This window comes from Pseudomonadota bacterium (genome assembly GCA_013285465.1).
In the GTDB taxonomy this organism is placed as follows: domain Bacteria; phylum Pseudomonadota; class Alphaproteobacteria; order Micavibrionales; family CSBR16-224; genus CSBR16-224.
The window spans coordinates 788,581-809,583 of sequence record CP053449.1; the positions used below are offsets into that span (position 1 = coordinate 788,581).

Here is a 21,003-nt window from a genome sequence, read left to right on the forward strand (position 1 = left end):
CAGCCTTTACGCTTTCAGCAGCATGCCTTGTTCCATCAGACGCGACATACGGCGGGCGAATTCCGCAGGATTCGGCAGCGGATCGCCTTCGATAATGCGCGCCTGATCCAACAGCAGCCACGCGGTATCGCTTAGAATATCATTGGCCTTATCATTGGCGACCAGCTTTTTCAGCTCTTTAATCACCGGATGGCCGGGATTGATTTCAAGAACGCGTTTGGCCAGCTCTTCATAGCCCTGATTTTTCTTCAGCATCCGCTCCATATGCATATCGACATCGCTGTCCTGTGCAACAAGGCAGACAGGGCTTTCCGTCAAGCGGTCCGACAGGCGGACATCTTTGACATCGCCGTCCAGAATTTCTTTCAGCTTGGCAATGACAGGTTCCATCTCGGTTTTCAGCTTTTCTTTATCAGCCGCGGCGGATTTCTTTTTGCCCTTCTTGCCTTTTTCGGCGGGGGTTTCGATTTCGGCCAGTTCATCGGCGCTGCCGCGCGTGATGGATTTAAAGGTTTTTTGCTCGTAATCATAGGCAACGGGCAACCAGAATTCATCAATCGTGTCTGCCATGAACAGCACTTCGATGCCTTTGGCGTTATAACCTTCCAGCTGCGGAGAGTTGCGCAGCGTTTCCACATCCGGGCCGGAGATGTAGTAAATATGTTTCTGGCCTTCCGGCATGCGGGAGATATAATCGTCCAAACTGGTCAACCCGTCCGCTTTACTGGAATAAAAGCGGACAACCTTGTTCAGATCAGCGCGGTATTGATGCGCATCATACAGGCCTTCCTTGATCACGGGGCCGAACATCGCCCAGAAATCTTCAAAACCTTTCGGATCATCCTCGGCTTTTTTGCGCAGCTCGTCCAAGACGCGGCGGGTCAGCCCGCTGCTGATCTTGGCGACAACCGGATTGTTTTGCAGCATTTCACGGCTGATATTCAGCGGCAGATCTTCACTGTCGACAACGCCGCGCAGGAAACGCAGGAAGGGCGGAACCAGCCCTTCGATGCTGTCGGTAATATAAACCCGTTTCACGTAAAGGCGCACACTGTGCTGTCTTTTCGGGTCATATAAATCAAACGGCTTCATGTCGGGAATGTATAACAGGCAGGTATATTCCAACGCGCCTTCCGCACGCCAATGCATGGTGCTCCACGGTTTGTCAAAACCGCCCGCACCGCTGACGCCGCGGTAGAACTCCGCATATTGTTCTTCGGTAATGTCGTTTTTCGGACGTATCCAAAGGGCGGAGGCGGTGTTGATCGGTTCCGCATCATCTTCCTCGCCGAAATAGATCGGGAAATCGATATGGTCGGAATATTTTTTGACGATCTGGCGCAGACGTTCTTCCAGCAGATAGAAACCTTCATCTTCTTTCAGATGCAGGGTAATCTCCGTACCGGCATTGTCTTTCAGCGTTTCGTCAATCGTATAGGCGCCGCGCCCGTCCGAGACCCACAGCCAGGCTTTGTCATCACCTGCTTTGCGGCTGGACACTTCGACCTTGTCGGCAACCATAAAGGCGGAATAAAAACCGACGCCGAATTTACCGATCAGGTTCAGCGCATCTTCCTTTTTGTCTTTTTTTGCTTTGCCGATTTCTTCAACCAGTTTGGCGGTGCCGGAATGGGCGATGGTGCCGAGATTGTCAATCATCTCTTCCTTGTTCATGCCGATACCGTTATCAATCAGCTTTAATGTCCGTGCATCACTGTCGCTGATAAGGCGCAGCTCAAATTTCTCGGGGACGTCCTTGGCGATTTTTTTATCCGTCAATGCGGCATAGCGCAGACGGTCGCAGGCATCCGATGCGTTGGAGATAAGCTCGCGCAGAAAAATATCCTTGTCGCTGTAAAGCGCATTGGCGACAATATCCAAAAGACGGCTGACTTCTGCCTGAAACTGGTGCTGTTCTGCCATAATTTTTATCCTTCTTCGCTATTTTGTCAGTTTGAACATGTGATTCCGCACAGAATATAGCACAAACACGTCAGAAATCCAGAGTTTCGGCGCTTATTCTTCGGTTTTTGCGGAAGGGTGCAGGGCTTTGTCGATATATGCGGCACGTGTCAGCCCTGTGCCGTCGGATTTCCGCAGCAGCTCTTCAGGCGGCAGATAAATGACGGAGGGCACGCATTTCTTCCATGTGATATCCGTCATCACATATTGATCGCCGTCTTTTTTCAGCAACAGCAAGACCTCCATGCCTTTCTCGTAATTATAAAGCGGCATCTCGTAACTGGCCCAGCCATGGATGCGCAGCTTTTCAGGAGCATCGCCCTTATAGCTTTTCACAACCGTAATATCCGTCCAGCCGCCGGGAATATCATCCGTGCTGTAATCTGTGATGATGCCGTGGACAATCAGATCCGATGCGGCTTTGGTTTCCGCGAATTGTTCCGGCGTTTGCGACATGCAGGCAGGGGTCGCCCGTGCGGCGGTGGGGAGTAATAAAAATAAGGCAATAAGCAGTCCGGCGATCATGTTCATTCGCCTGCCTCTAATGCAGGGAAATAGGGTAGTAGCCCTTTCAGCAAATTTTGCAAACGCTGTTTCTCTGTATCGGACAGCGCGGGCCGGCTCCAGAATCCGGTCACGGATTGCAGCTCGGCAAGCGTGATATCGCCGGAGCCGTCTGCATCAAACAGCTGCATCAGACCCGCCGTGATGGTGTCGATATCTCTGCGGGAAGTGTTATGTGCACCGTTTAAACTGCCGAATACTGCGGTATCCTGTAATATTTTGCGTATCTCTGCCTCCCGCAGGCTGGTGCTGTTGCCGGGCATATATAATGTGAACAGCTTTTCACTGCAGACATCATCAATATTGTTGCGGCACAAAGGATAAACACTATCCAGCTTGGCCGACAGCTCCATCAAATCCGCCAGACCGACAGGAAGGGCGGTATCAAAGCAATGCATATATTCCTGATAGGCGGCGGCATCAAGCTCGTCCCAGTTGGCGGCAAGCCGTGCGCCTTTTTCCAGCTGCACCATTTGCAGCACGCCGTCTTCCAGCACGCGGGCGGGCATGTAACTGCCGCGCGGGCTGTTAAAACCGATCACATCATAGCCGTCTTTGTTTTGCAGCGTTGCGGCGGATGACATGGTAATCACGCCGTCACTGCCGGTATCAAAACGGAAATATTCGGAATAAAAATGCCATTCTTCGGGCGCAAAACAGTCAGGCGCGGCCCAGACGCCGCGCATCATTTCCGGCACGGGTTTCAGCGCCACAGGGTCACGCGTGGCAAAGGCGGGCAGGGCGGCAAGGCAAGAAATCAGTGTGCCAAGCACGAAAACCCAAAAATTCAATTGTATCTTGCGCATAATTTCACTATCTTCCAGTAGAATTCTAAATAGTGTAAACCGTTATAAGAATAATGAAAAGACCATGACAACGGACCAGTCACATATTCGCAATTTTGCGATTATCGCGCATATCGATCACGGCAAATCCACACTTGCCGACCGCCTGATTCAAACCTGCGGCGGGCTGACCGACCGCGAAATGAAAGAGCAGGTGCTGGATTCGATGGATCTTGAGCGCGAACGCGGTATCACCATCAAGGCGCAAACCGTGCGCCTGACGCATACAGCCGCAGACGGTCAGGAATATCAGTTAAATCTGATGGACACGCCCGGCCATGTCGATTTTGCCTATGAGGTCAGCCGTTCGCTTGCCGCCTGTGAAGGTTCGCTGCTGATTGTCGATGCCACGCAGGGGGTTGAGGCGCAGACGCTGGCAAATGTCTATCAGGCCATCGACAATAACCATGAGATTATTCCGGTCATTAACAAGATTGATCTGCCCGCCTCGGATGTCGAGCGCGTCAAACGCCAGATCGAAGATGTGATCGGCATTGATGCCTCCGATGCGATTGAAGTCTCGGCCAAAACAGGTGTCGGCGTTCCCGAACTTTTGGATGCCATTGTTACCCGTCTGCCTGCGCCGCAAGGCAACCGCGAGGAAAAACTGCAAGCGCTGCTGGTTGACAGCTGGTATGACCCTTATCTCGGCGTGGTCATCCTTGTCCGTATTATGGAGGGGATCATGCGGGAGAAAGAAAAACTCTATTTCATGAACACCCGCGCGGTTTATGATGCGGAAAATGTCGGTATCTTTACCCCCAAACATGTCAAAACAGGCGTACTCGCGGCAGGGGAAATGGGCTATCTGACCTGCGGCATCAAGGATATTTCCGAAACCAGCATCGGTGACACGATCACCCATGAAAAGAAACGCTGTGCGACCAAGCTTGCGGGTTTCAAACCTTCCGTGCCGATGGTCTTCTGCAGCCTGTTCCCGTCCGATAGCGGCGAATATGATAAGCTGCGCGACAGTCTCGGCAAACTGGCCTTAAATGATTCCAGCCTGCATTTCGAACCGGAAAATTCCACCGCGCTCGGCCTCGGCTTCCGCTGCGGTTTTCTCGGACTTTTGCATATGGAGATTATTCAGGAGCGGCTCGACCGCGAATTTGATCTTGATCTGATCCCGACCGCCCCCTCGGTGGTCTATCACATCTATACCAATAAGGGCGAAAAGATCGAACTGTATAACCCCGCCGATATGCCCGATCTGGTCTATGTCGAACATATCGAGGAACCGTGGATCAAGGCGACGATCTTCGTGCCCGATGAATATCTCGGCGGTATTCTGGCGCTGTGTCAGGAACGGCGCGGCGAACAGGTGGAGCTGACCTATGTCGGCGGCCGCGCGATGGTGATCTATCTGCTGCCGCTGAATGAAGTGGTGTTTGATTTCTATGACCGCCTGAAATCCGTCAGCCGCGGCTATGCCAGCTTTGATTACGAAATCGACAGCTACCGCGAAGGCGATCTGGTAAAGATGAGCATCCTCGTCAATGCCGAACCCGTTGATGCGCTGGCAATGATCGTCCACCGCTCTCAGGCCGAACGGCGCGGACGCCAGCTTTGCGAAAGACTGAAAGACCTGATCCCGCGCCAGATGTTCAAAATCGCCATTCAGGCCGCCATCGGCGGCAAGATCATCGCCCGCGAGACCCTGTCCGCCATGCGTAAGGATGTGACGGCAAAATGTTACGGCGGCGATATCAGCCGTAAACGCAAATTGCTGGACAAGCAGAAAAAGGGTAAGAAAAAGATGCGCCAATACGGCAATGTCGAAATCCCCCAAAGCGCCTTCATCGCCGCCCTCAAAATGGGCGATGAATAATTATTCATTGAATATCTGTTATTATTAAGGCTTCCGCCGATTGACATTGCGGCGGTAGCGCGGCACATGGGAGAAGGGTGTGACGGTATGAAGGGAGCGGCTGAACAGCGCCTCGTTCAATTTTCCGCCGTGCTCTTTGAATTTCTTGGCGGCGGTGACAATGACGTCTTTTTCGGCGGCGGGGTCTGAAAAGGCCATATCGGTCGTTGTCAGTTTGCCGCTTTCGAAATCCTTGGTCAGTTTGCTCAGCGTCATCGCGCTGAAATTGAAAATATAGGTCACGCCCGTATCGGCTGCGGGCAGGGTACGGTGGACGATACTGTTCTTATTGCCGGGGGCGGGGTGCCAGCTATTCGCGGCATGATCCAGATAATTGGCCAGCGCCTTATGCCCGTCTTTTTCCGCCCAGCCGCCGGCTGTCTGGTTTTTGTCATTTTTGATGGAAGCATCCGCCCCGAAGCGCAGCAGCAATTTGCAAAGATTCGTCTCGCCGTGCCGCGCCGCCCAGTGCAGTGCCGTACCGCCCCAGTTTTTTGTCAAATTCGGGTCGGCACCTTTTGCCAGCAAGGCTTCGGCGGCATTGGCTTTCTTGCCTTCGGCGGCGTAAATCAGTGCCGTGGCTCCGTAACGGTTCATCCAGTCAACATCTGCCCCGCCCTGAATCAGCAGCTCAATCATCATGGTGTTGTTTTTGATCGCGGCAATCATCAGCGGCGAACATTGTTGGAATTCACCATCCGTCGTATTCAGAAAAACATCGGGTGATGCGCCTGCACGCAGACAATCACGCGCGGCCTCGACGTCATTTTTTATGACGGCATCGACAAGTCTTCCTGATGCTTCCTGAACGGACATGGTTCCGTACTTCCTTTGTTCGTATCAGCGTGAAAAACGCTGTTTTGAAGCTTTTGACGGTGCTGATTTCCGTTGATCCGCCACTTCCTTGCAGAACGGATCAAGATGCGGGGCGGGCGGGGTAATGTTGACCCCGAACGCCGCCAGATCCTGCGCATTGTCTACCGGAATATAGGCCAGAAATTCATCGCCGTATTGCGGCGCTTCGTCATGTTTGGGACCGCCGTAACCATAGGGCAGGGCAAGGTCTTTACCATCCGCGGTTTTGTAGTAAAAGCTGTTGCCGCCCTGAACGCCGCTTCCCAGCCCGATCTGTTCGTAATTGCCGGGCGTACCGATCAACAGCGTGTGGCGTTCCTTTTTGTCCAGCCCGTCAATCAGCAGCAGCAGACGACCGTCGCCGAATTTGGCGGCGCGGGTGATATGCGGCGGGTTGGCGCGTCCTTGCAGTTCCAGACGCCCGTTTTCAAGATCGTCATTCAGCTTGGCGACCGTGGCCGCATCCGCCAGTTTTCCGGCGCTGCGGTTGAAGGGGGTGATCAGCCGTGCCGCGATCAGTTCGCCGTCCTCGACTTCATAAGTCAGATCATATTTCTTGAAGTCCTCGGCGCGCGTTTCGATTTTGTGATGGAATTTTCCCAGCAGTTCCTTTTTCTCGCCCCAGCCCAGATAGGCCTTGTCGCTGCCTTCCGGCATGAAATAGGGCGCACCGCCGGCAATCAGAAAATCGCCCTCTGGAAATTTTAACACATAATCTATAACCTTGTTTGTAGGCATTCGATGTCTCCGCTGGTTTAAAGAATGGATATGTATAACATATTGGAAAAACATAATGCAAGATAATATCTCGGGTCATGGTCGCGTAACGGAAGGAAAATGGTGTAAAAATATGTCTCAGTCAAAAATTTACTTTCTTCTGCCGGGGGCTGTGGTTTTCAGCCTTTGTCTTATGGTCGCGCTGCCGCGTGCCCATGCGCAAAAACAGGCATTGTCAAAAAGCCTGATTGAATGTTCCATCGTTTTTGAACTGAACCGGATGATGGCGATACAGAAAAGACGCCCCGCCGATGATCTGGAAAAATATGATGCCGCGATTGACGGTTTTAAAAACGCCGCCCGCGACTATGCCGAAAAAGAAAAGCAGCCGCAGGGTGTGGATAATTATATCAATGATACCTATGCGTCAATGATGCCGAAATGGCAGAGCAAATTTAACGCCATCACCAACCCGAAATCCGTGCCGGATGTCGTTGCGGAAACAAAGGATTTGATGGACTGGATTTCCTATTGCGCCGCCTTCGGCAAAAAACTCGGCATCCTGCCTGTGAAATAACCGGCTTTTTACGAGGCCTGCTTGCGCCAAGACGGCTCGCCCTTATTCAGGAAGGCAGAAAGCCCTTCTTTGCCGTCATCTGAGGCACGGGCTTCGGCGATTTTTTGCGCCGTATGGCTGATAACCTCGTCATCAATTGGGCGTTTGGCAATATCGCGGATCAGCTCTTTGCCCATGCGTTGCGCGCCGGGGGCGCCATCCATCAATGAAGACAGGATACCGCTTAAGACTTCCTCCAGCTCTTCCGCTTCGGGGGATTCATGGACAAGACCGATTTTTCTGGCCTGTTTGCCGGAAAAACGCTCCGCCGTCATGAAAAAGCGCCGCGCCTGCCGCTCGCCGATGGCGGCAATCACATAAGGGGCGATAATGCTGGGGATCAAGCCGATGCGGACTTCTGACAGGCAGAAAGTGGTGTTTTTCTCGGCAATGGCGATATCGCAACAAGCCGTCAGTCCCACGCCGCCGCCAAAGGCGTTGCCATGCACAACGGCGATGGTCGGTTTGGGAAGCGTGTTGATGGTTTTCAAGAGTTTGCCCAGCGTCATCGCATCGGCGACATTTTCATCAAAACCGTATTCGGCGGTTTTGCGCATCCAGTTCAAATCACCGCCTGCGGAAAAGCTTTTACCGTTGCCGCGCAGCACAACGGCACGGATGGCATCATTCTTGCCCATCTCTTCAAAAGCCGCGGTCAGCGCCGCGATCATTTCCTCGTTAAAGGCATTGTGCAGGTCGGGGCGGTTCATGGTGATGGTGCCGACGGCACCGTCGATGTCGGTCAGAACAATCTTTTCGCTCATGCGGCAATCTCCAGAATAATGGGGGTGTGGTCCGAGGCTTTTTCCTTGCCGCGCGGGTCTGAATCAATGCGGCAATGTTTCATTTTATCGGCGGTCTGCGGCGATAGCAGGAAATGGTCAATGCGGATGCCGTGGTTTTTCTGCCAGGCACCGCCTTTGTAATCCCAGAAGGTGTAAGCGCCGGGCGTGTCTCTGTGTTCGGCGCGGAAAGCATCGGTCAGCCCCAGATGGACAAGGGCGCGGAATTTCTTGCGGCTGTCCAGACGGAACAGCGCATCATCCTGCCATGCGGTGGGGTCGTAACAATCTTCATTGGCGGGGATGATGTTGAAATCACCGCCGAGGATAAAGGGCGTTTCCGCATCCAGCATTGCTTTGGCACGTTTGCGCAGGCGATCCATCCATTTCAGTTTATACGGATATTTCTCGCTGTCGACGGGGTTGCCGTTCGGCAGATACAGGCAGCAATAACGGATGCCGTCGATTTCCACCTCAAGATAACGTGATTGCGCGTCGCTTTTGTCGCCGGGCAGCCCCTTCAGCACATCCGTCGGTTCTTTTTTGGAAAGAATGGCGACACCGTTCCAGCTTTTCTGACCGTGGACGGTACAATGATAGCCGCGTTTTTCAAATTCCTCCGCAGGGAATTGGTCGTCTTCGGCTTTTAATTCCTGCATCATCAGAATGTCGGGCTTGGCATGATCCAGCCATTCCAGCACATTCGGCAGTCTTGCACGGATCGAATTGACGTTCCAACTGGCGATTTTTTTTGTCATCTGTTTTTCCCGCATGTTCAAATTCATGTTACAATAGCAACGCTGCATTAAAAATCAAGGAGAGAGAGTGTGAAGCTTTTGCTGACAGGCGGTTCAGGTGATCTGGGCGTATTGCTGACACGGCAGCTGACGCAGCAGGGCGACGACGTCATCAATCTGGATGTCGCGCCGCCGCATGAGGCGGTACGCGGCGAGGCAACGCATATCGCCGCCTCCATCCTTGACCGTGACGCTTTGAAAGCGGCCATGAAAGATGTGGATTGCGTTGTGCATATCGCGGCATGGCACGGCATCCATGAAAATCAGGGCGTAAAAAACGCTTATGATTTTCATGATCTGAATGTTACCGGTACTTTCAATGTCTTTGAAGCCGCCGCCGCAGCCGGGGTAAAAAAAGCCGTGCTGATCTCCAGTACCAGCACCGATGACCGCTATGGGTTATACGGTCATACCAAAGTTCTGAACGAGGAAATGGCGCGCGCTTATGCGCACCGCCATGACATGGATATCCTGACGCTGCGCCCGCGTGCCTTTATCCCGCCGTGGAACCGCGCGGTCTATCAGGATTTCACCGAATGGGCGAACTGGTTCTGGAAGGGCGCGGTACATGCCGCAGATGTCTGTCAGGCAACGCTGAAAGCCGTCAATTTCCTGAAAGCGGGTCAAAAACCGGCAGAGCCCGCGCAGATTTTGACCATCGACGGCGCGTATGATTACACGGCGGACGAGCTGCAAAACTGGACGGAAAACAGCTTTGCCAAGCGTTACGGCGCAGAGGCGGAAAAACTGGCGCAAAGCTTTGGCCTTGATACGGCGCGGAAACCGAAAATTCTCGGCAGTGCGGATGCGGAAAAGCTGATCGGCTACCGCCCCGCCTATAGTCTGAAAAATCTTCTGGAAGAACTGGAAAAATACGGCAGAAAAGGCCCGCAATTTCCGTTGGCGGCATAACAAGCCGCGTTCACAGACGATAGGCGGGCAAGAATCTCCGCCACATTATCCCATATCAACGGAAAAGGAATTGCCGCAGCCGCATGAGGCGACGGCATTGGGATTGCTGATTTTAAATCCTGCGGCACCAAGGTCGGAGACGTAATCCACGGCCGACTGGTCCAGAAAATTCAAAGACAATGTGTCGGTGACGATTTTTGCACCGTTTTTTTCAAAAACAACATCATCGGCGGCGCTGGTTTTTGTATCAAAATCAAACTCATACTGGAAACCTGAGCAGCCGCCGCCTGTGACGGTGACGCGCAGCATGGCGCCGGTGGGCTGTCCGGTTTTTTTAATCAGATGCGCGATTTGCTTCGCTGCGCTGTCGGTAATGAAAATTTCCTGTTTTTGTGTTTCTGCGTCCATTGTTTAACCCTTCATCTTATCCTCTTCAAAAACGAGCATTAACCTTGCATTTCATGCGGTTTTTGCTCATTATAGGCCGTGTCATTATCATTATTTATTATAGCACGGAAGAAAAGAGACAGTCTATGGCCATAACAGTCAAACAGATGATGGATGCGGAAGAAGACGGGCTTAAGAAATTTTTGCTGGAAGACGGACGCGCCTCCTATGCCAGCCGCCCGTCGCAAAGCCGTGGACGCATTTTCAAAGAAGATCCCAGTAAAACCCGCACGGATTTCCAGCGTGACCGTGACCGCGTGATCCACTCCCGCGCGTTCCGCCGCCTGAAACACAAAACGCAGGTTTTCGTCTATCACGAGGGCGATCATTTCCGCACACGCCTGTCGCACAGTATTGAGGTTGCACAGGTGGCGAGGTCATTGGCGCGTATTCTTTATGCGGATGAAGATTTGGCGGAAGTCTGTGCATTGGCGCATGATCTCGGCCATACGCCTTTCGCCCATGTCGGTGAAGATGCGCTGAAGGAATGCATGATCCCCTATGGCGGTTTTGACCATAATGATCAGACTTTGCGCGTTGTGACCTATCTGGAACAGCGCTATCCGCTGTTCGACGGTTTGAATCTGACATGGGAAAGCCTTGAAGGGCTGGTCAAGCATAACGGCCCCGTGATTAAAAAAGACGGCAAACAGAAAGAGCTGCAATTCACACTGAACCGTCTGAAGGATGAGGCCGATCTTATGCTGGATACTTACGCCTCGCTTGAGGCGCAGATTGCCGGAATTTCAGATGATGTCGCCTATAACAGCCATGATATTGATGACGGTCTGGCGGCAGGTTTCTTTACGCTGGATGATTTGAAAGATGTCCCGTTCTTGTACGAGATTGTCGAAAAAACCCGTGCCCAGTTCCCCGATGCGGAGGAAAGCCGTTTGCGCGGGCAGGTCGTCCGTGAATTGATGGGCTATATGATTGCCGATGTCCGCGCCGAAACGGTGCGCCGTTTGCTGGAGCTTAATCCGCAAAACCCGGATGATATTCGCCATGCCGATCGGCAGATGGTCGCTTTCTCCGCAGAAATGGAAGAAAATGACCAGATGCTGCGGCGCTTCCTGTGGGACCGTTTCTATCTGCACAAACATGTCGCCCGTATCCGCTTTAAGGTTTACAAGGTGGTGCAGGGGCTGTTCGCGGCCTTTATGGAGTTTGACCGTGCTTTGCCGCGGGATTGGCGTCAAAGCATCGAGAATGTTCCCAAAGGCATGACGCCGGATAACTGGCGCGCACGGGTTGTGGCGGATTATATCGCCAATATGACCGACCGCTATGCCATCAAAACGCATCGGGAGCTTTTTGACCCTTATGCCGATATCGGTTAAGACGGCACAAATGATAACTTCAAGGAAGCAGCAGGCAAGAACATGACGACATCCGAAACGGCGGTGCAAATGGCAACGGAACATACAGACGGCACGGCGCAGCGCGATCTTTTTCTCGATTTTCAGAATTATCTGAAGGCGGAACTTGCAAAGCTGGAGCGTCCTGCAGATAAGGATGATCCGGATTTCTCCCGCGTGATTGTCGAACCGCCGCGCGATGCCGCGCATGGGGAAATGGCGAGTAATGCCGCGATGGTACTGTCAAAATCATTCGGCGAAAATCCGCGTGCGCTGGCGGAAAAAGTGACGGCTATTCTGGAGGCGCATCCCGATGTGGCTGAAACAAGCATTGCCGGACCGGGTTTTGTCAATTTCCGTCTGCATCCGCAGATGTGGCATAACTGCCTGAAAGCCATTCTGCATGACGGCACCGCTTATGGCGACAGTGATATGGGGCGCGGACAGCGCATTAATGTCGAATATGTCTCCGCCAATCCGACCGGTCCGCTGACGGCAGGCCATGCGCGCGGCGCGGTGGTTGGTGACGCACTGGCGGCGCTGCTGGAAAAAGCAGGCTATGACGTTACCCGCGAATATTACATCAATGATGCCGGTGCACAGGTTGAAAAACTGGCGCGCTCGGTTTACCTGCGTTACCGCGAGGCGCTGGGCGAAGATATCGGCGACATTCCCGAGGGGCATTACCCCGGCGAGTATCTGAAAGATGTCGGCGCGGCATTGAAAAACCGCGACGGCACCAAGTGGATGGAGGCGGAAGAAAAAGGCTGGCTGCCCGTCTGTAAAGAGATGGCGCTGGAAATGATGATGGCGGAAATCCGCCATGATTTAAACGACATCAATATCAAACATGATGTCTTTACCTCTGAACAGGAGGTCATTGACCGCGGCGCGGTGGATGAGGCTTTCGGTATTTTGCAGGAACGCGGATTGATTTACACAGGCGTATTGGATCCGCCGAAAGGCCAGATGCCCGATGATTGGGAAGAACGCCCGCAAACGCTGTTCCGTGCGACGGATTTCGGTGATGATGTTGACCGCGCTTTGAAAAAATCCGATGGCAGCTGGACTTATTTCGCCAATGATATTGCCTATCACTGGGATAAATATAAACGCACACAGGGCGAGCTGATTAATATTTTCGGTGCCGATCACGGCGGCTACGTCAAACGTCTGGGCGCGGCGGTGACGGCACTGACCGACGGTAAGGCAAAAGTTGAGTGCAAGCTGTGCCAGATGGTGCATATGTATGATAACGGCGAGCCTGTGCGGATGTCCAAACGCGCCGGAACATTTGTCACACTGCGCGATATTATCGACAAGGTCGGCGGTGATGTGCTGCGCTTTATCATGCTGACGCGTAAAAACGACCAGACACTGGAATTCGATTTCGCCAAAGTCGTGGAACAGTCAAAAGAAAATCCGGTTTTTTATGTGCAATATGCGCATGCGCGTTGCTGCTCGGTACTGCGCAACGCGGCGGAGATGTTTCCTGATGCCGATCTGTCGGATGAGGCGCTGTCAGAGGCGGATTTATCTCTGCTGAATACGGAAGAGGATTTGGCGTTGATCCGCGTATTGGCGGGCTGGCCGCGCTTTATACGTTCGGCGGCGGAGGCGGCGGAGCCGCACCGTATCGCCTTTTATTTACAGGAACTGGCCGCAGCCTATCATGCCTTTTGGACAAAAGGCAGGGGCGATGCGTCCTTACGCTTTTTGATCGAGGATGAGCTGGAACTGAGCCTTGCGCGTCTGGCGCTGGTACGCGCCGTTGCGCTGGTCACGGCGTCGGGCTTGCAGGTCATGGGCGTCAAACCGGTAGAGGAGATGCACGGATGACACAGAATGACGGACAAAACACGCATGGGATTTTTCAGGCAACGCCGAAACCTTTGCATCAGAAACACGGCATCAGCTCTTATATTTTCGGCGGAAACGGCTTGCCCGGCTTTGTCGTACCGTTGTTGCTGCTGGTCGTATTGGGCGGTGTCGTCTGGTACGCCTATCCGAAAACGGCGGAAGACGGCATCGTGCCTGTTATTCAGGCTGACCCGTCCGCTTACAAGGTGAAGCCGGAGAACCCGGGCGGTATGAATGTGCCGCATCAGGACAGCACGGTTTATGAACCTTTTGAAAACACACCGGCGGGGCGTGCCGAACGTCTGGTCGGCAGCGGTGAAAATCCCGCCATACCGTCGCGCAAACCGAATTTCGAACCGATGCTGAATCTGGATTGGGAATCCGGTGAAACCGGGCAGCAGGTTGAAACGCTGATTGCGCGCGAGGAAACCGTGCCGCTGTCACAATTGAAACACAAATTGCAAAATCCCGACCGCCTGCAGGATATGTCCGGCAAGACAACCGCAGTGGAAACGCCTGCCGCACAGCAGAGTGACGTCGCGGATGAAGAAAAAATGTCGGCCTTGGTCGAAAGGCTGACGGCCGCCCCCGTCGAGGATGTGGAAGAAGTGACATCCGCGCCGGTTAAACCGCCGGCACCGCCCGCCGAAGTCGTACAGCTGGAGGATGTGCCCGCTGTTGTACCGACGCGCGGAACGGAGATTGAAATCGAAACCCTGAAAAAAGATCTGGAACCTGTCAAACAGGCACTGGAGGCTGCGGCCAAAAAAGAGGTAAAAACAGCCCCTGTGGCAACGGGCGCATGGATGCTGCAACTCGGGGCGTTCAGTACCGGCAGCTCTGCTGAAAAAGCATGGGACAGTTTCGGTAAAAAATACGGCAGTGTTCTGGACGGGCTTTCCCCCGATTATCAGCAGGCCGAGGTGAAGGGTAAGACACTCTACCGGTTGCGGGCGGGCGGCTTTGAAAGCCGCGCCGATGCGCTGGCACGCTGTGAGGATTTGAAAAAACAGGGAGGCAGCTGCCTTGTCGTTAAGTAAAGAAGACGCAAATTTGAAAGCGCTGGCACCGATTGTCATCGGCTGTGCGGACACGGCGCTGACAGCGGATGAAAAATCCCTGTTTGCCGACCGGCCGCCGGCAGGGCTGATTTTGTTCCGCCGCAACTGCGTCAGTAAAAATCAGGTTTCTGATCTTGTCGCGTCTTTCCGTGAATTGGTCAAATGGGCGGATGCGCCTGTGCTGATTGATCAGGAAGGCGGCAGTGTTGCCAGATTAAAAGCGCCGGAATGGACGGAATTCCCACCTGCCGGCGATTTTGCCGCACAGGCGGAGGACGATCTGGAACAGGCCTGTGACGCGGTGTATCAGAATGCCTTTGCAATGGCGCGGGAACTGGCAGAGATCGGTGTCACCGTCAATTGCGCACCGGTGATGGATGTACCGTCGCCGGAATGCCATGACTTTCTGTCAGGCAGCCGCACCTATGGTACGGATGCGCATCAGGTGACCGAACTGGCGGAACATGTCTGCCGCGGATTGCTGGCAGCAGGCGTGACCCCTGTGATGAAACATATTCCCGGACACGGGCGCGGCACGTCGGACAGCCATAAGGAATTGCCGAAAGTCACAGCAGAACTGGCCGCCCTGAAAGAAATTGATTTCGCCCCTTTCCGTACCTTGTCAAAATCCGATCTGGGCAATGCCGTTTGGGCGATGGGGGCGCATATTGTTTACACCGCGCTGGATGCTGATCATGCCGCAACAATTTCCGGAAAAGTGATGCGTGAGGCTGTTCGCGGCTCAATCGGTTTTACCGGTGTGGTCATTGCCGATGATATCGGCATGGAGGCACTGTCGGGAACGCTGGCCGAACGCGCCGTACAAACACTGCAAGCCGGATGCGATTTGACGCTGCATTGCAGCGGCGATTTTGATGAAATGCGCGGGATTTTTGCGGCACTGCCGGAAATTTCCTCCCTGTCGCTGGAACGCATGTTACGCGCGGAAGAATTGCGCCATGAATTTATGGCGGATGCGGGAACGCAAACGGAACGCGGAATGGTTGGTTGATGACGGATCAGGATAAACATCAGCCCCCCGAAGACGCTGTGCCGGATTTTGAAGAAGATCCGGAGCGCACGCCGCCCGCAGAGGAAGGCGAACAGCTATTGCTGCAGCTGGACGGTTTTGACGGGCCGATTGATATGCTGCTTAGCATGGCGCAGGATCAAAAACTTGATCTGACGCAAATCTCCATCCTTGAACTGGCCAATCAATATCTGGATTTTATCGACAATGCGCGCAATCTGCGTCTCGAACTGGCGGCCGATTATCTGGTGATGGCGGCATGGCTGGCCTATCTGAAATCGCGGCTGCTGATCCCGGAAGAAGACACGACGGAGGAGCCGAGCGGTGAACAAATGGCCGAGGCGCTGGCCTTTCAGCTACGCCGTTTAGAGGCCATGCGTAACGCCTCGGAAAAACTGATGGCGCGTCCGCAGCTTGGCTATGATTTTTTCCCCCGCGGTCATGCCGACGGGGTCGAAATCATCACCAAACATATCTGGGATGCGGGGTTTTATGATCTGCTCTCGGCCTATGCCGATATTCGCCAGCGTTCGGATAGCAGCATCTATGAAATCCGCGCCTTTAAGCTTTTGTCGATTGATGATGCACTGGCACGCATGACGAAAATGCTGGGCAGTATTCCCGAGGAATGGCTCAGCCTGCGTGCGCTGCTGCCTGCCGGATTGCGGGAGGAAGATGCGCTTGTCAAACGCTCCGCCGTGGCATCGACTTTTGGCGCATCGCTGGAAATGGCAAAACGCGGCATGATCGAAATTCGGCAGGAAGAAACCTATGCGCCGATTTATCTTAGAAGAAAGGTGACGGAAGAATGACCGGACAGGAAAACCAGAAAACACCGGACAGCAATACGGACGGCTATGCGGAGGAGCTGCGGATTTTGGAAGCCGTGCTGTTTGCCGCGAAAGAACCCGTGCCGCTGAAAGAACTGGCCGAACATTTGCCGGAAGAACGCCGCGAGGATACGGATGATATCGTCAAGATGCTGCAATTCCGTTATGAGGGCCGCGGCGTCGGGCTGGTGTACCGCGATGGTGCATGGGCGTTCCGCACGGCTCCCGATCTTGCGGGCAAGCTGCGTATTGAGCGCGAAGTGCCGAAAAAACTCTCCCGCGCAGCAATGGAAACATTGTCGATTATCGCCTATCACCAGCCGGTGACACGGGCGGAAATTGAAAATATCCGCGGCGTGTCCACAGGCAAAGGCACGCTGGATATTCTGATGGAAATCGGCTGGATCAAACCGGGCCGCCGCCGCCAGATTCCGGGGCGACCGCTGACATGGATTACCGCACCGCAATTTCTGGATCATTTCGGCCTGACAGGGCTGGATGAATTGCCGGGGCTGGAGGAAATGAAGGAAGCCGGATTGCTCGACAGCCGCGCGGCGATTGATACGCTGGGGCAATCGGACATGTTCCAGGGCGCGGATGACGAGGCGGATATCAACCCCGATGAAGGGGAAGATATAGATATTGAACACGAGGTCGATATTATCGAGCTTGATGCAACAGAAGAGGAGAAAGTCTAATGAGTATCGGAATTTGGCAGATTATACTAGTCTTGGTGCTGGTGCTGGTCTTGTTCGGTGCGGGGAAACTTCCGCGCGTGATGGGCGATCTCGGCAAAGGCATGCATAATTTTAAAGACGGGTTAAAAGGCGGCGAAGACGATAAAGACAAAGAAAATAAAGATGCCGATATTGCAGAAGCCGCAGGCGAAGACGGCGATAAAAAAGACGATAAAGATAAGGCGTAAATATATCCCATGTTCGGTATCGGGGCAGTCGAATTTTTGCTGATTGCGGTTGTGGCCTTGCTGGTAATCGGGCCGCAGCAGATGCCGCGTGCGCTGTATCTGCTGGGGCGCGGCTTGGGGAAACTGCGCCGCTTCAGTAACGACATTCAGACGGGGCTGGATAAATTCACGGAAGAAGCGGCGCTGGAAGATATCGCGCGTGAGGCCAATCAGGCGGGTGACGCCTTGACGGAATTCCGTATCGAACAGCAAAAGGCGCTGGAAATACGCGATGCGCCGCAAAAGAAAAAAGCGCCCGCAAAGAAATCACAGGCAAAGAAAGCATCGGCAAAAAAGAAAGCGGTAAAAAAAACCGCTGCAAAGAAATCTTCCGCGAAAAAAACGTCACCTAAAAAGAAAAAGGCGGCGACATGAGCAGCAGCGGCGCAGAGATGAATCTGGTCGACCATCTGACCGAACTGCGGCGGCGGCTGCTCTGGTGTACGGCTGCCGTCTTGATTGCGGCGGGGTTTTGTTACGCCGTGGCGGATGATCTTTACGCATTTCTGGTACGACCGTTGGCTGAAACGCTGGATGGCGAGGGACGACGGCTGATTTATACGGGGCTGGCCGAGGCTTTTATTACCTATCTGAAACTCTCGCTGTTTGCGGGGCTGTTTGTGTCTTTTCCGGTCATTGCCGTACAGCTCTGGAAATTCGTTGCGCCGGGATTATACCGCGAAGAGAAAAAAGCCTTTTTGCCCTTTATTGTGGCAACGCCTGTACTGTTCCTGATGGGCGCGGCATTTGCCTATTATGTGGTTTTTCCGCTGGCATGGGCGTTTTTCACAGGGTTTGAACAACCGGGCGGCGGCGATGGCCTTGCCATTGTGCTGGAAGCGCGGGTCAGCGAATATCTGTCGCTGGTGATGAAGATGGTTTTCGCCTTCGGACTGTGTTTCCAACTGCCTGTTCTGCTGACATTAATGGGGCGCGCAGGCATGGTCACGGCGGAAGGGCTGAAACAGAAACGGCGTTACGCGGTTGTGCTGACTTTTGTCGTCGCGGCGGTTTTGACGCCGCCGGATGTCATCAGTCAGGTGGCACTGGCCTTCCCGGTATTGCTGCTGTATGAATTGTCGATTTATCTGGTCGGTTTCTACAACCGCAAAAAATCAATCATGTAATCCGGCATCCTGTGCCTGATATGTGCCGATAATCTGATATTCCGGTCCGTCTTCGTGCAGAAAACTTTCATAGACATGGAATTCCGTCAGCGGAATATCGCGGATTTTGAACAGCGCATTATGTTCCAGAAAGGATGTCACATCCTTCATCTCCCGTTTTTTCGGGCGCGCCAGCGTAATATGCGGCTTGTAATTGCGGGCGAATTTTTGGGCCGTAATACCGGGTTCAAAATAGGCGTTGACGCTGCGGGCAAATTCCATGAAATCTTCATCCGGCGCAATCCCGGCCCAAAGATGGGTGCAGTATTTTCCTTTTTTGAAATAGCCGATACCGTTGATGCTGTAATGCATCGCGGCAAAGCTGATACTGCCAAGATGGTAATCCAGCTCGGGCAGCGAAGCTTCATCGACATTGCCCAGAAAACGCAACGTGATGTGAAAGCTTTCCGGCGGTACCCAGCGGATATCGGGTAAGCCGTATTCCAGACGCAGCAGGGCGCTTTTGATATCTTCGGGCGGCTCTACGCCGATAAAAAGCCTGCGGGACATGGGCTGTGTTTCCTTCTACGGGCAGGGGTTGGGAACATCACTGTGAACGGCCTCGATTGCCGCAATCACATCATCCGTCAGCGTCAAATCTGCGGAGGCGATATTCGTCTTCAGCTGTTCCATCGTGGTGGCACCGATAATATTCGCTGTCAGGAAACGGCGGCTGTTTACAAAGGCCAGCGCCATCTGTGCGGGATCAAGTCCGGCCTCTTTGGCAATCTCGACATAGCGGGCGATGGTGCTTTCGGCATGCGGTTTCTGATAGCGCGATCCGCGCGGGTCAATATCGCGGCGCGAACCTTTCGGCACCTGTCCGTTCAGATATTTTCCGGTCAGTGCGCCGCCTGCCAGCGGTGAATAGGCCAAAAGCCCGCATTTTTCCTGTAAGGCAATCTCCGACAGCCCGACTTCAAAACTGCGGTTCAAAAGATTATAGGGGTTCTGTACGGAAACGACACGGCTTAAACTGTGTTTTTCCGCAAGCTGCAGAAAGCCCATGACACCCCAGGGCGTTTCATTGGAAAGGCCGATATGGCGAATAACGCCTTTATCAATATATTCCTCCAGAATCTGCAGCGTGCCCAGCATGCGGTATTCTTCATCTTCACGGATTTCCGCAGCGTCGGGAAAGTCCAGCTTGCCGAAACTATTGACCTCGCGTTCGGGCCAGTGCAGTTGGTACAGGTCAATATAATCGGTTTGCAGACGTTTCAGGCTGCCTTCGATTGCGGCGGTAATATGCTCGCGGTTGTAGCGGCGCTCACCGTTTCTGATCCATGAAAGATGCGCACCCGGACCGGCGATTTTAGTCGCCAGAATAATTTTGTCGCGGCATTTGCGGCTGGCAAACCAGTTGCCGATCACCTCTTCGGTTTTGCCGCAGGTTTCAGCCGTGGGCGGAATGGCATACAGCTCTGCCGTGTCGAAAAAATTGACGCCGTTTTCGACGGCGTAATCCATCTGCTCAAAGCCTTCATCCTGCGTGTTTTGTTGTCCCCAGGTCATTGTCCCCAGACAGATCAGGCTGACCTCAAGGCCGGTTTTTCCAAGTTGTCTTTTTTCCATCACGCCCTCCGTGTATCCTTGTTTTGCGGCATAGAAAGTGCCAATATGTTTTTGCGTGTCTAGCATAAACGACAAAACAAGGGTGTGACAATATGGTAGAAATGGTTATTTTCGACTGCGACGGTGTGATCGTTGACAGTGAAATCGTCGTGAACCGCAGCAATGCGGCGGTGAAAACGGAACTCGGCTATCCGATCACGATGGAGGAACATATCCGCGTCTTTTGCGGACAGGGGCCGGACAGTCCCGTCACGAAAGAGGCATGGGCAAAACTGCCGCCGGAATATCCGCAAATTTCCTATGAGCGCAGTCTGGTTTATCTGGAGCAGGAGCTTGAGGCCATCCGCAATATCAAGCAGGTTCTGGAAGGTTTGGAGGTTCCGTTCTGTATGGCCTCCAACAGCGCGATGAAAAAAATCGACTTCATGCTGAATAAGACGGAGATCATGCCGCTGTTTGAAGGACGCATTTTCAGCAGTGAAATGGTCGCACGCGGCAAGCCGGAGCCGGATGTTTATCTGCATGCCGCGGAAACGATGGGGGTTGATCCCGCACGTTGCCTCGTGGTGGAAGACAGCATCCCCGGCGTGACGGCAGGGGTTGCGGCCGGAATGACTGTTTTGGGTTTTACCGGCGGCAGCCACCATGACCATATGGATGTAAAAGATCTGCTGCTGGAGCTTGGCGCGCGCGAATTATTCGATGATATGACCAAACTGCCGCAGTTAATCGCGCATTACCGCCAGAAACAGGCGTAATCTGGCCTAAAATGGCTTTTCTTTTCGGGCTGAA

23 protein-coding genes are annotated in these 21,003 nt (G+C 53.5%); 13 read left to right on the top strand and 10 right to left on the bottom strand.

Annotated features, from left to right (window positions below; genetic code table 11):
• Nucleotides 1-6: 6 nt before the first annotated feature.
• The 3 genes from htpG to HND56_03910 form a co-directional block, all read right to left on the bottom strand.
• Nucleotides 7-1,923 (bottom strand): molecular chaperone HtpG, encoded by a 1,917-nt coding sequence (gene htpG / locus HND56_03900; protein ID QKK04885.1) that lies wholly within the window; start codon nt 1,921-1,923, stop codon nt 7-9.
• A 93-nt stretch (nt 1,924-2,016) separates the two neighbouring features.
• Nucleotides 2,017-2,487, bottom strand: coding sequence for a hypothetical protein (locus tag HND56_03905; protein ID QKK04886.1), 471 nt, complete (start codon nt 2,485-2,487; stop codon nt 2,017-2,019).
• Nucleotides 2,488-2,489: 2 nt separating this feature from the next.
• Nucleotides 2,490-3,332 (bottom strand): hypothetical protein, encoded by an 843-nt coding sequence (locus tag HND56_03910; GenBank protein QKK04887.1) that lies wholly within the window; start codon nt 3,330-3,332, stop codon nt 2,490-2,492.
• A gap of 64 nt (nt 3,333-3,396) precedes the next feature.
• On the opposite strand from HND56_03910, the gene lepA reads away from it, so the two are divergent.
• The gene (gene lepA, locus HND56_03915) at nt 3,397-5,202 is read left to right on the top strand and encodes an elongation factor 4 (protein ID QKK04888.1); all 1,806 of its coding nucleotides are present in this window, start codon (nt 3,397-3,399) and stop codon (nt 5,200-5,202) included.
• A 24-nt stretch (nt 5,203-5,226) separates the two neighbouring features.
• On the opposite strand, the gene HND56_03920 is transcribed toward lepA, so the two are convergent.
• Nucleotides 5,227-6,057: an ankyrin repeat domain-containing protein gene (locus HND56_03920; protein ID QKK04889.1), complete on the bottom strand. Its 831-nt coding sequence runs from the start codon at nt 6,055-6,057 to the stop codon at nt 5,227-5,229.
• A gap of 24 nt (nt 6,058-6,081) precedes the next feature.
• Nucleotides 6,082-6,807, bottom strand: a complete 726-nt coding sequence (locus tag HND56_03925; GenBank protein QKK04890.1) for a hypothetical protein — start codon at nt 6,805-6,807, stop codon at nt 6,082-6,084.
• Nucleotides 6,808-6,946: 139 nt separating this feature from the next.
• Between HND56_03925 and HND56_03930 the strand changes: the two genes are divergently transcribed.
• A complete protein-coding gene (locus HND56_03930) occupies nt 6,947-7,390 on the top strand; it encodes a hypothetical protein (GenBank protein ID QKK04891.1) in 444 nt (147 codons plus the stop codon).
• Between the two features lie 8 nt (nt 7,391-7,398).
• Here HND56_03930 and HND56_03935 read toward each other — a convergent pair whose 3' ends face one another.
• Nucleotides 7,399-8,193: an enoyl-CoA hydratase/isomerase family protein gene (locus HND56_03935; GenBank protein QKK04892.1), complete on the bottom strand. Its 795-nt coding sequence runs from the start codon at nt 8,191-8,193 to the stop codon at nt 7,399-7,401.
• On the bottom strand, nt 8,190-8,969 hold the full coding sequence (gene xth / locus HND56_03940; GenBank protein QKK04893.1) for an exodeoxyribonuclease III: 780 nt from the start codon (nt 8,967-8,969) through the stop codon (nt 8,190-8,192). The genes HND56_03935 and xth overlap by 4 nt, the downstream gene beginning before the upstream one ends.
• Before the next feature lie 69 nt (nt 8,970-9,038).
• On the opposite strand from xth, the gene HND56_03945 reads away from it, so the two are divergent.
• Nucleotides 9,039-9,920, top strand: coding sequence for an NAD(P)-dependent oxidoreductase (locus HND56_03945; protein ID QKK04894.1), 882 nt, complete (start codon nt 9,039-9,041; stop codon nt 9,918-9,920).
• A gap of 45 nt (nt 9,921-9,965) precedes the next feature.
• Here HND56_03945 and erpA read toward each other — a convergent pair whose 3' ends face one another.
• Nucleotides 9,966-10,328 (bottom strand): iron-sulfur cluster insertion protein ErpA, encoded by a 363-nt coding sequence (gene erpA / locus HND56_03950; GenBank protein QKK04895.1) that lies wholly within the window; start codon nt 10,326-10,328, stop codon nt 9,966-9,968.
• A gap of 146 nt (nt 10,329-10,474) precedes the next feature.
• Here erpA and HND56_03955 point away from each other — a divergent pair, with 146 nt between their 5' ends.
• The 9 genes from HND56_03955 to tatC all read left to right on the top strand — a co-directional run bounded on the left by HND56_03955 (nt 10,475) and on the right by tatC (nt 18,597).
• On the top strand, nt 10,475-11,707 hold the full coding sequence (locus HND56_03955) for a deoxyguanosinetriphosphate triphosphohydrolase (protein ID QKK06545.1): 1,233 nt from the start codon (nt 10,475-10,477) through the stop codon (nt 11,705-11,707).
• Nucleotides 11,708-11,776: 69 nt separating this feature from the next.
• Complete coding sequence (locus tag HND56_03960; protein QKK06546.1) at nt 11,777-13,564, top strand: arginine--tRNA ligase; 1,788 nt, start codon at nt 11,777-11,779, stop codon at nt 13,562-13,564.
• Complete coding sequence (locus HND56_03965) at nt 13,561-14,625, top strand: SPOR domain-containing protein (GenBank protein QKK04896.1); 1,065 nt, start codon at nt 13,561-13,563, stop codon at nt 14,623-14,625. Before HND56_03960 ends, HND56_03965 begins: the two co-directional genes overlap by 4 nt.
• Nucleotides 14,612-15,658, top strand: coding sequence for a beta-N-acetylhexosaminidase (nagZ, locus tag HND56_03970; protein ID QKK04897.1), 1,047 nt, complete (start codon nt 14,612-14,614; stop codon nt 15,656-15,658). The genes HND56_03965 and nagZ overlap by 14 nt, the downstream gene beginning before the upstream one ends.
• A complete protein-coding gene (locus HND56_03975) occupies nt 15,658-16,488 on the top strand; it encodes a segregation/condensation protein A (GenBank protein ID QKK04898.1) in 831 nt (276 codons plus the stop codon). The genes nagZ and HND56_03975 overlap by 1 nt, the downstream gene beginning before the upstream one ends.
• Nucleotides 16,485-17,204, top strand: coding sequence for an SMC-Scp complex subunit ScpB (gene scpB / locus HND56_03980; GenBank protein ID QKK04899.1), 720 nt, complete (start codon nt 16,485-16,487; stop codon nt 17,202-17,204). Before HND56_03975 ends, scpB begins: the two co-directional genes overlap by 4 nt.
• Complete coding sequence (gene tatA / locus HND56_03985; protein QKK04900.1) at nt 17,204-17,431, top strand: twin-arginine translocase TatA/TatE family subunit; 228 nt, start codon at nt 17,204-17,206, stop codon at nt 17,429-17,431. Before scpB ends, tatA begins: the two co-directional genes overlap by 1 nt.
• A 9-nt stretch (nt 17,432-17,440) precedes the next feature.
• Entirely contained in the window at nt 17,441-17,845 is a 405-nt protein-coding gene (locus tag HND56_03990; GenBank protein QKK04901.1) for a hypothetical protein, read from the top strand.
• A complete protein-coding gene (gene tatC, locus HND56_03995; GenBank protein ID QKK04902.1) occupies nt 17,842-18,597 on the top strand; it encodes a twin-arginine translocase subunit TatC in 756 nt (251 codons plus the stop codon). The genes HND56_03990 and tatC overlap by 4 nt, the downstream gene beginning before the upstream one ends.
• Here the strand turns inward: tatC and thpR are convergent.
• Both thpR and HND56_04005 read right to left on the bottom strand, forming a co-directional pair.
• The gene (gene thpR / locus HND56_04000; GenBank protein ID QKK04903.1) at nt 18,586-19,146 is read right to left on the bottom strand and encodes an RNA 2',3'-cyclic phosphodiesterase; all 561 of its coding nucleotides are present in this window, start codon (nt 19,144-19,146) and stop codon (nt 18,586-18,588) included. The two genes, tatC and thpR, sit on opposite strands and share 12 nt — an antisense overlap.
• Nucleotides 19,147-19,161: 15 nt before the next feature.
• Entirely contained in the window at nt 19,162-20,211 is a 1,050-nt protein-coding gene (locus HND56_04005) for an NADP(H)-dependent aldo-keto reductase (GenBank protein QKK04904.1), read from the bottom strand.
• A gap of 92 nt (nt 20,212-20,303) precedes the next feature.
• Between HND56_04005 and HND56_04010 the strand changes: the two genes are divergently transcribed.
• Nucleotides 20,304-20,969, top strand: coding sequence for an HAD family hydrolase (locus HND56_04010; protein QKK04905.1), 666 nt, complete (start codon nt 20,304-20,306; stop codon nt 20,967-20,969).
• Nucleotides 20,970-21,003: the final 34 nt, after the last annotated feature.

Coding starts and splice junctions, on each gene's coding strand:
- HND56_03905 (QKK04886.1), bottom strand. CDS start 2,487: ATGATCGCCGGACTGCTTATTGCCTTATTTTTATTACTCCCCACCGCC.
- HND56_03920 (QKK04889.1), bottom strand. CDS start 6,057: ATGTCCGTTCAGGAAGCATCAGGAAGACTTGTCGATGCCGTCATAAAA.
- scpB (QKK04899.1), top strand. CDS start 16,485: ATGACCGGACAGGAAAACCAGAAAACACCGGACAGCAATACGGACGGC.
- thpR (QKK04903.1), bottom strand. CDS start 19,146: ATGTCCCGCAGGCTTTTTATCGGCGTAGAGCCGCCCGAAGATATCAAA.
- HND56_03990 (QKK04901.1), top strand. CDS start 17,441: ATGTTCGGTATCGGGGCAGTCGAATTTTTGCTGATTGCGGTTGTGGCC.
- HND56_03910 (QKK04887.1), bottom strand. CDS start 3,332: ATGCGCAAGATACAATTGAATTTTTGGGTTTTCGTGCTTGGCACACTG.
- HND56_03965 (QKK04896.1), top strand. CDS start 13,561: ATGACACAGAATGACGGACAAAACACGCATGGGATTTTTCAGGCAACG.
- htpG (QKK04885.1), bottom strand. CDS start 1,923: ATGGCAGAACAGCACCAGTTTCAGGCAGAAGTCAGCCGTCTTTTGGAT.
- lepA (QKK04888.1), top strand. CDS start 3,397: ATGACAACGGACCAGTCACATATTCGCAATTTTGCGATTATCGCGCAT.
- HND56_04010 (QKK04905.1), top strand. CDS start 20,304: ATGGTAGAAATGGTTATTTTCGACTGCGACGGTGTGATCGTTGACAGT.
- HND56_03955 (QKK06545.1), top strand. CDS start 10,475: ATGATGGATGCGGAAGAAGACGGGCTTAAGAAATTTTTGCTGGAAGAC.
- HND56_04005 (QKK04904.1), bottom strand. CDS start 20,211: ATGGAAAAAAGACAACTTGGAAAAACCGGCCTTGAGGTCAGCCTGATC.
- HND56_03960 (QKK06546.1), top strand. CDS start 11,777: ATGGCAACGGAACATACAGACGGCACGGCGCAGCGCGATCTTTTTCTC.
- HND56_03930 (QKK04891.1), top strand. CDS start 6,947: ATGTCTCAGTCAAAAATTTACTTTCTTCTGCCGGGGGCTGTGGTTTTC.
- xth (QKK04893.1), bottom strand. CDS start 8,969: ATGACAAAAAAAATCGCCAGTTGGAACGTCAATTCGATCCGTGCAAGA.
- HND56_03975 (QKK04898.1), top strand. CDS start 15,658: ATGACGGATCAGGATAAACATCAGCCCCCCGAAGACGCTGTGCCGGAT.
- erpA (QKK04895.1), bottom strand. CDS start 10,328: ATGGACGCAGAAACACAAAAACAGGAAATTTTCATTACCGACAGCGCA.
- tatC (QKK04902.1), top strand. CDS start 17,842: ATGAGCAGCAGCGGCGCAGAGATGAATCTGGTCGACCATCTGACCGAA.
- HND56_03935 (QKK04892.1), bottom strand. CDS start 8,193: ATGAGCGAAAAGATTGTTCTGACCGACATCGACGGTGCCGTCGGCACC.
- tatA (QKK04900.1), top strand. CDS start 17,204: ATGAGTATCGGAATTTGGCAGATTATACTAGTCTTGGTGCTGGTGCTG.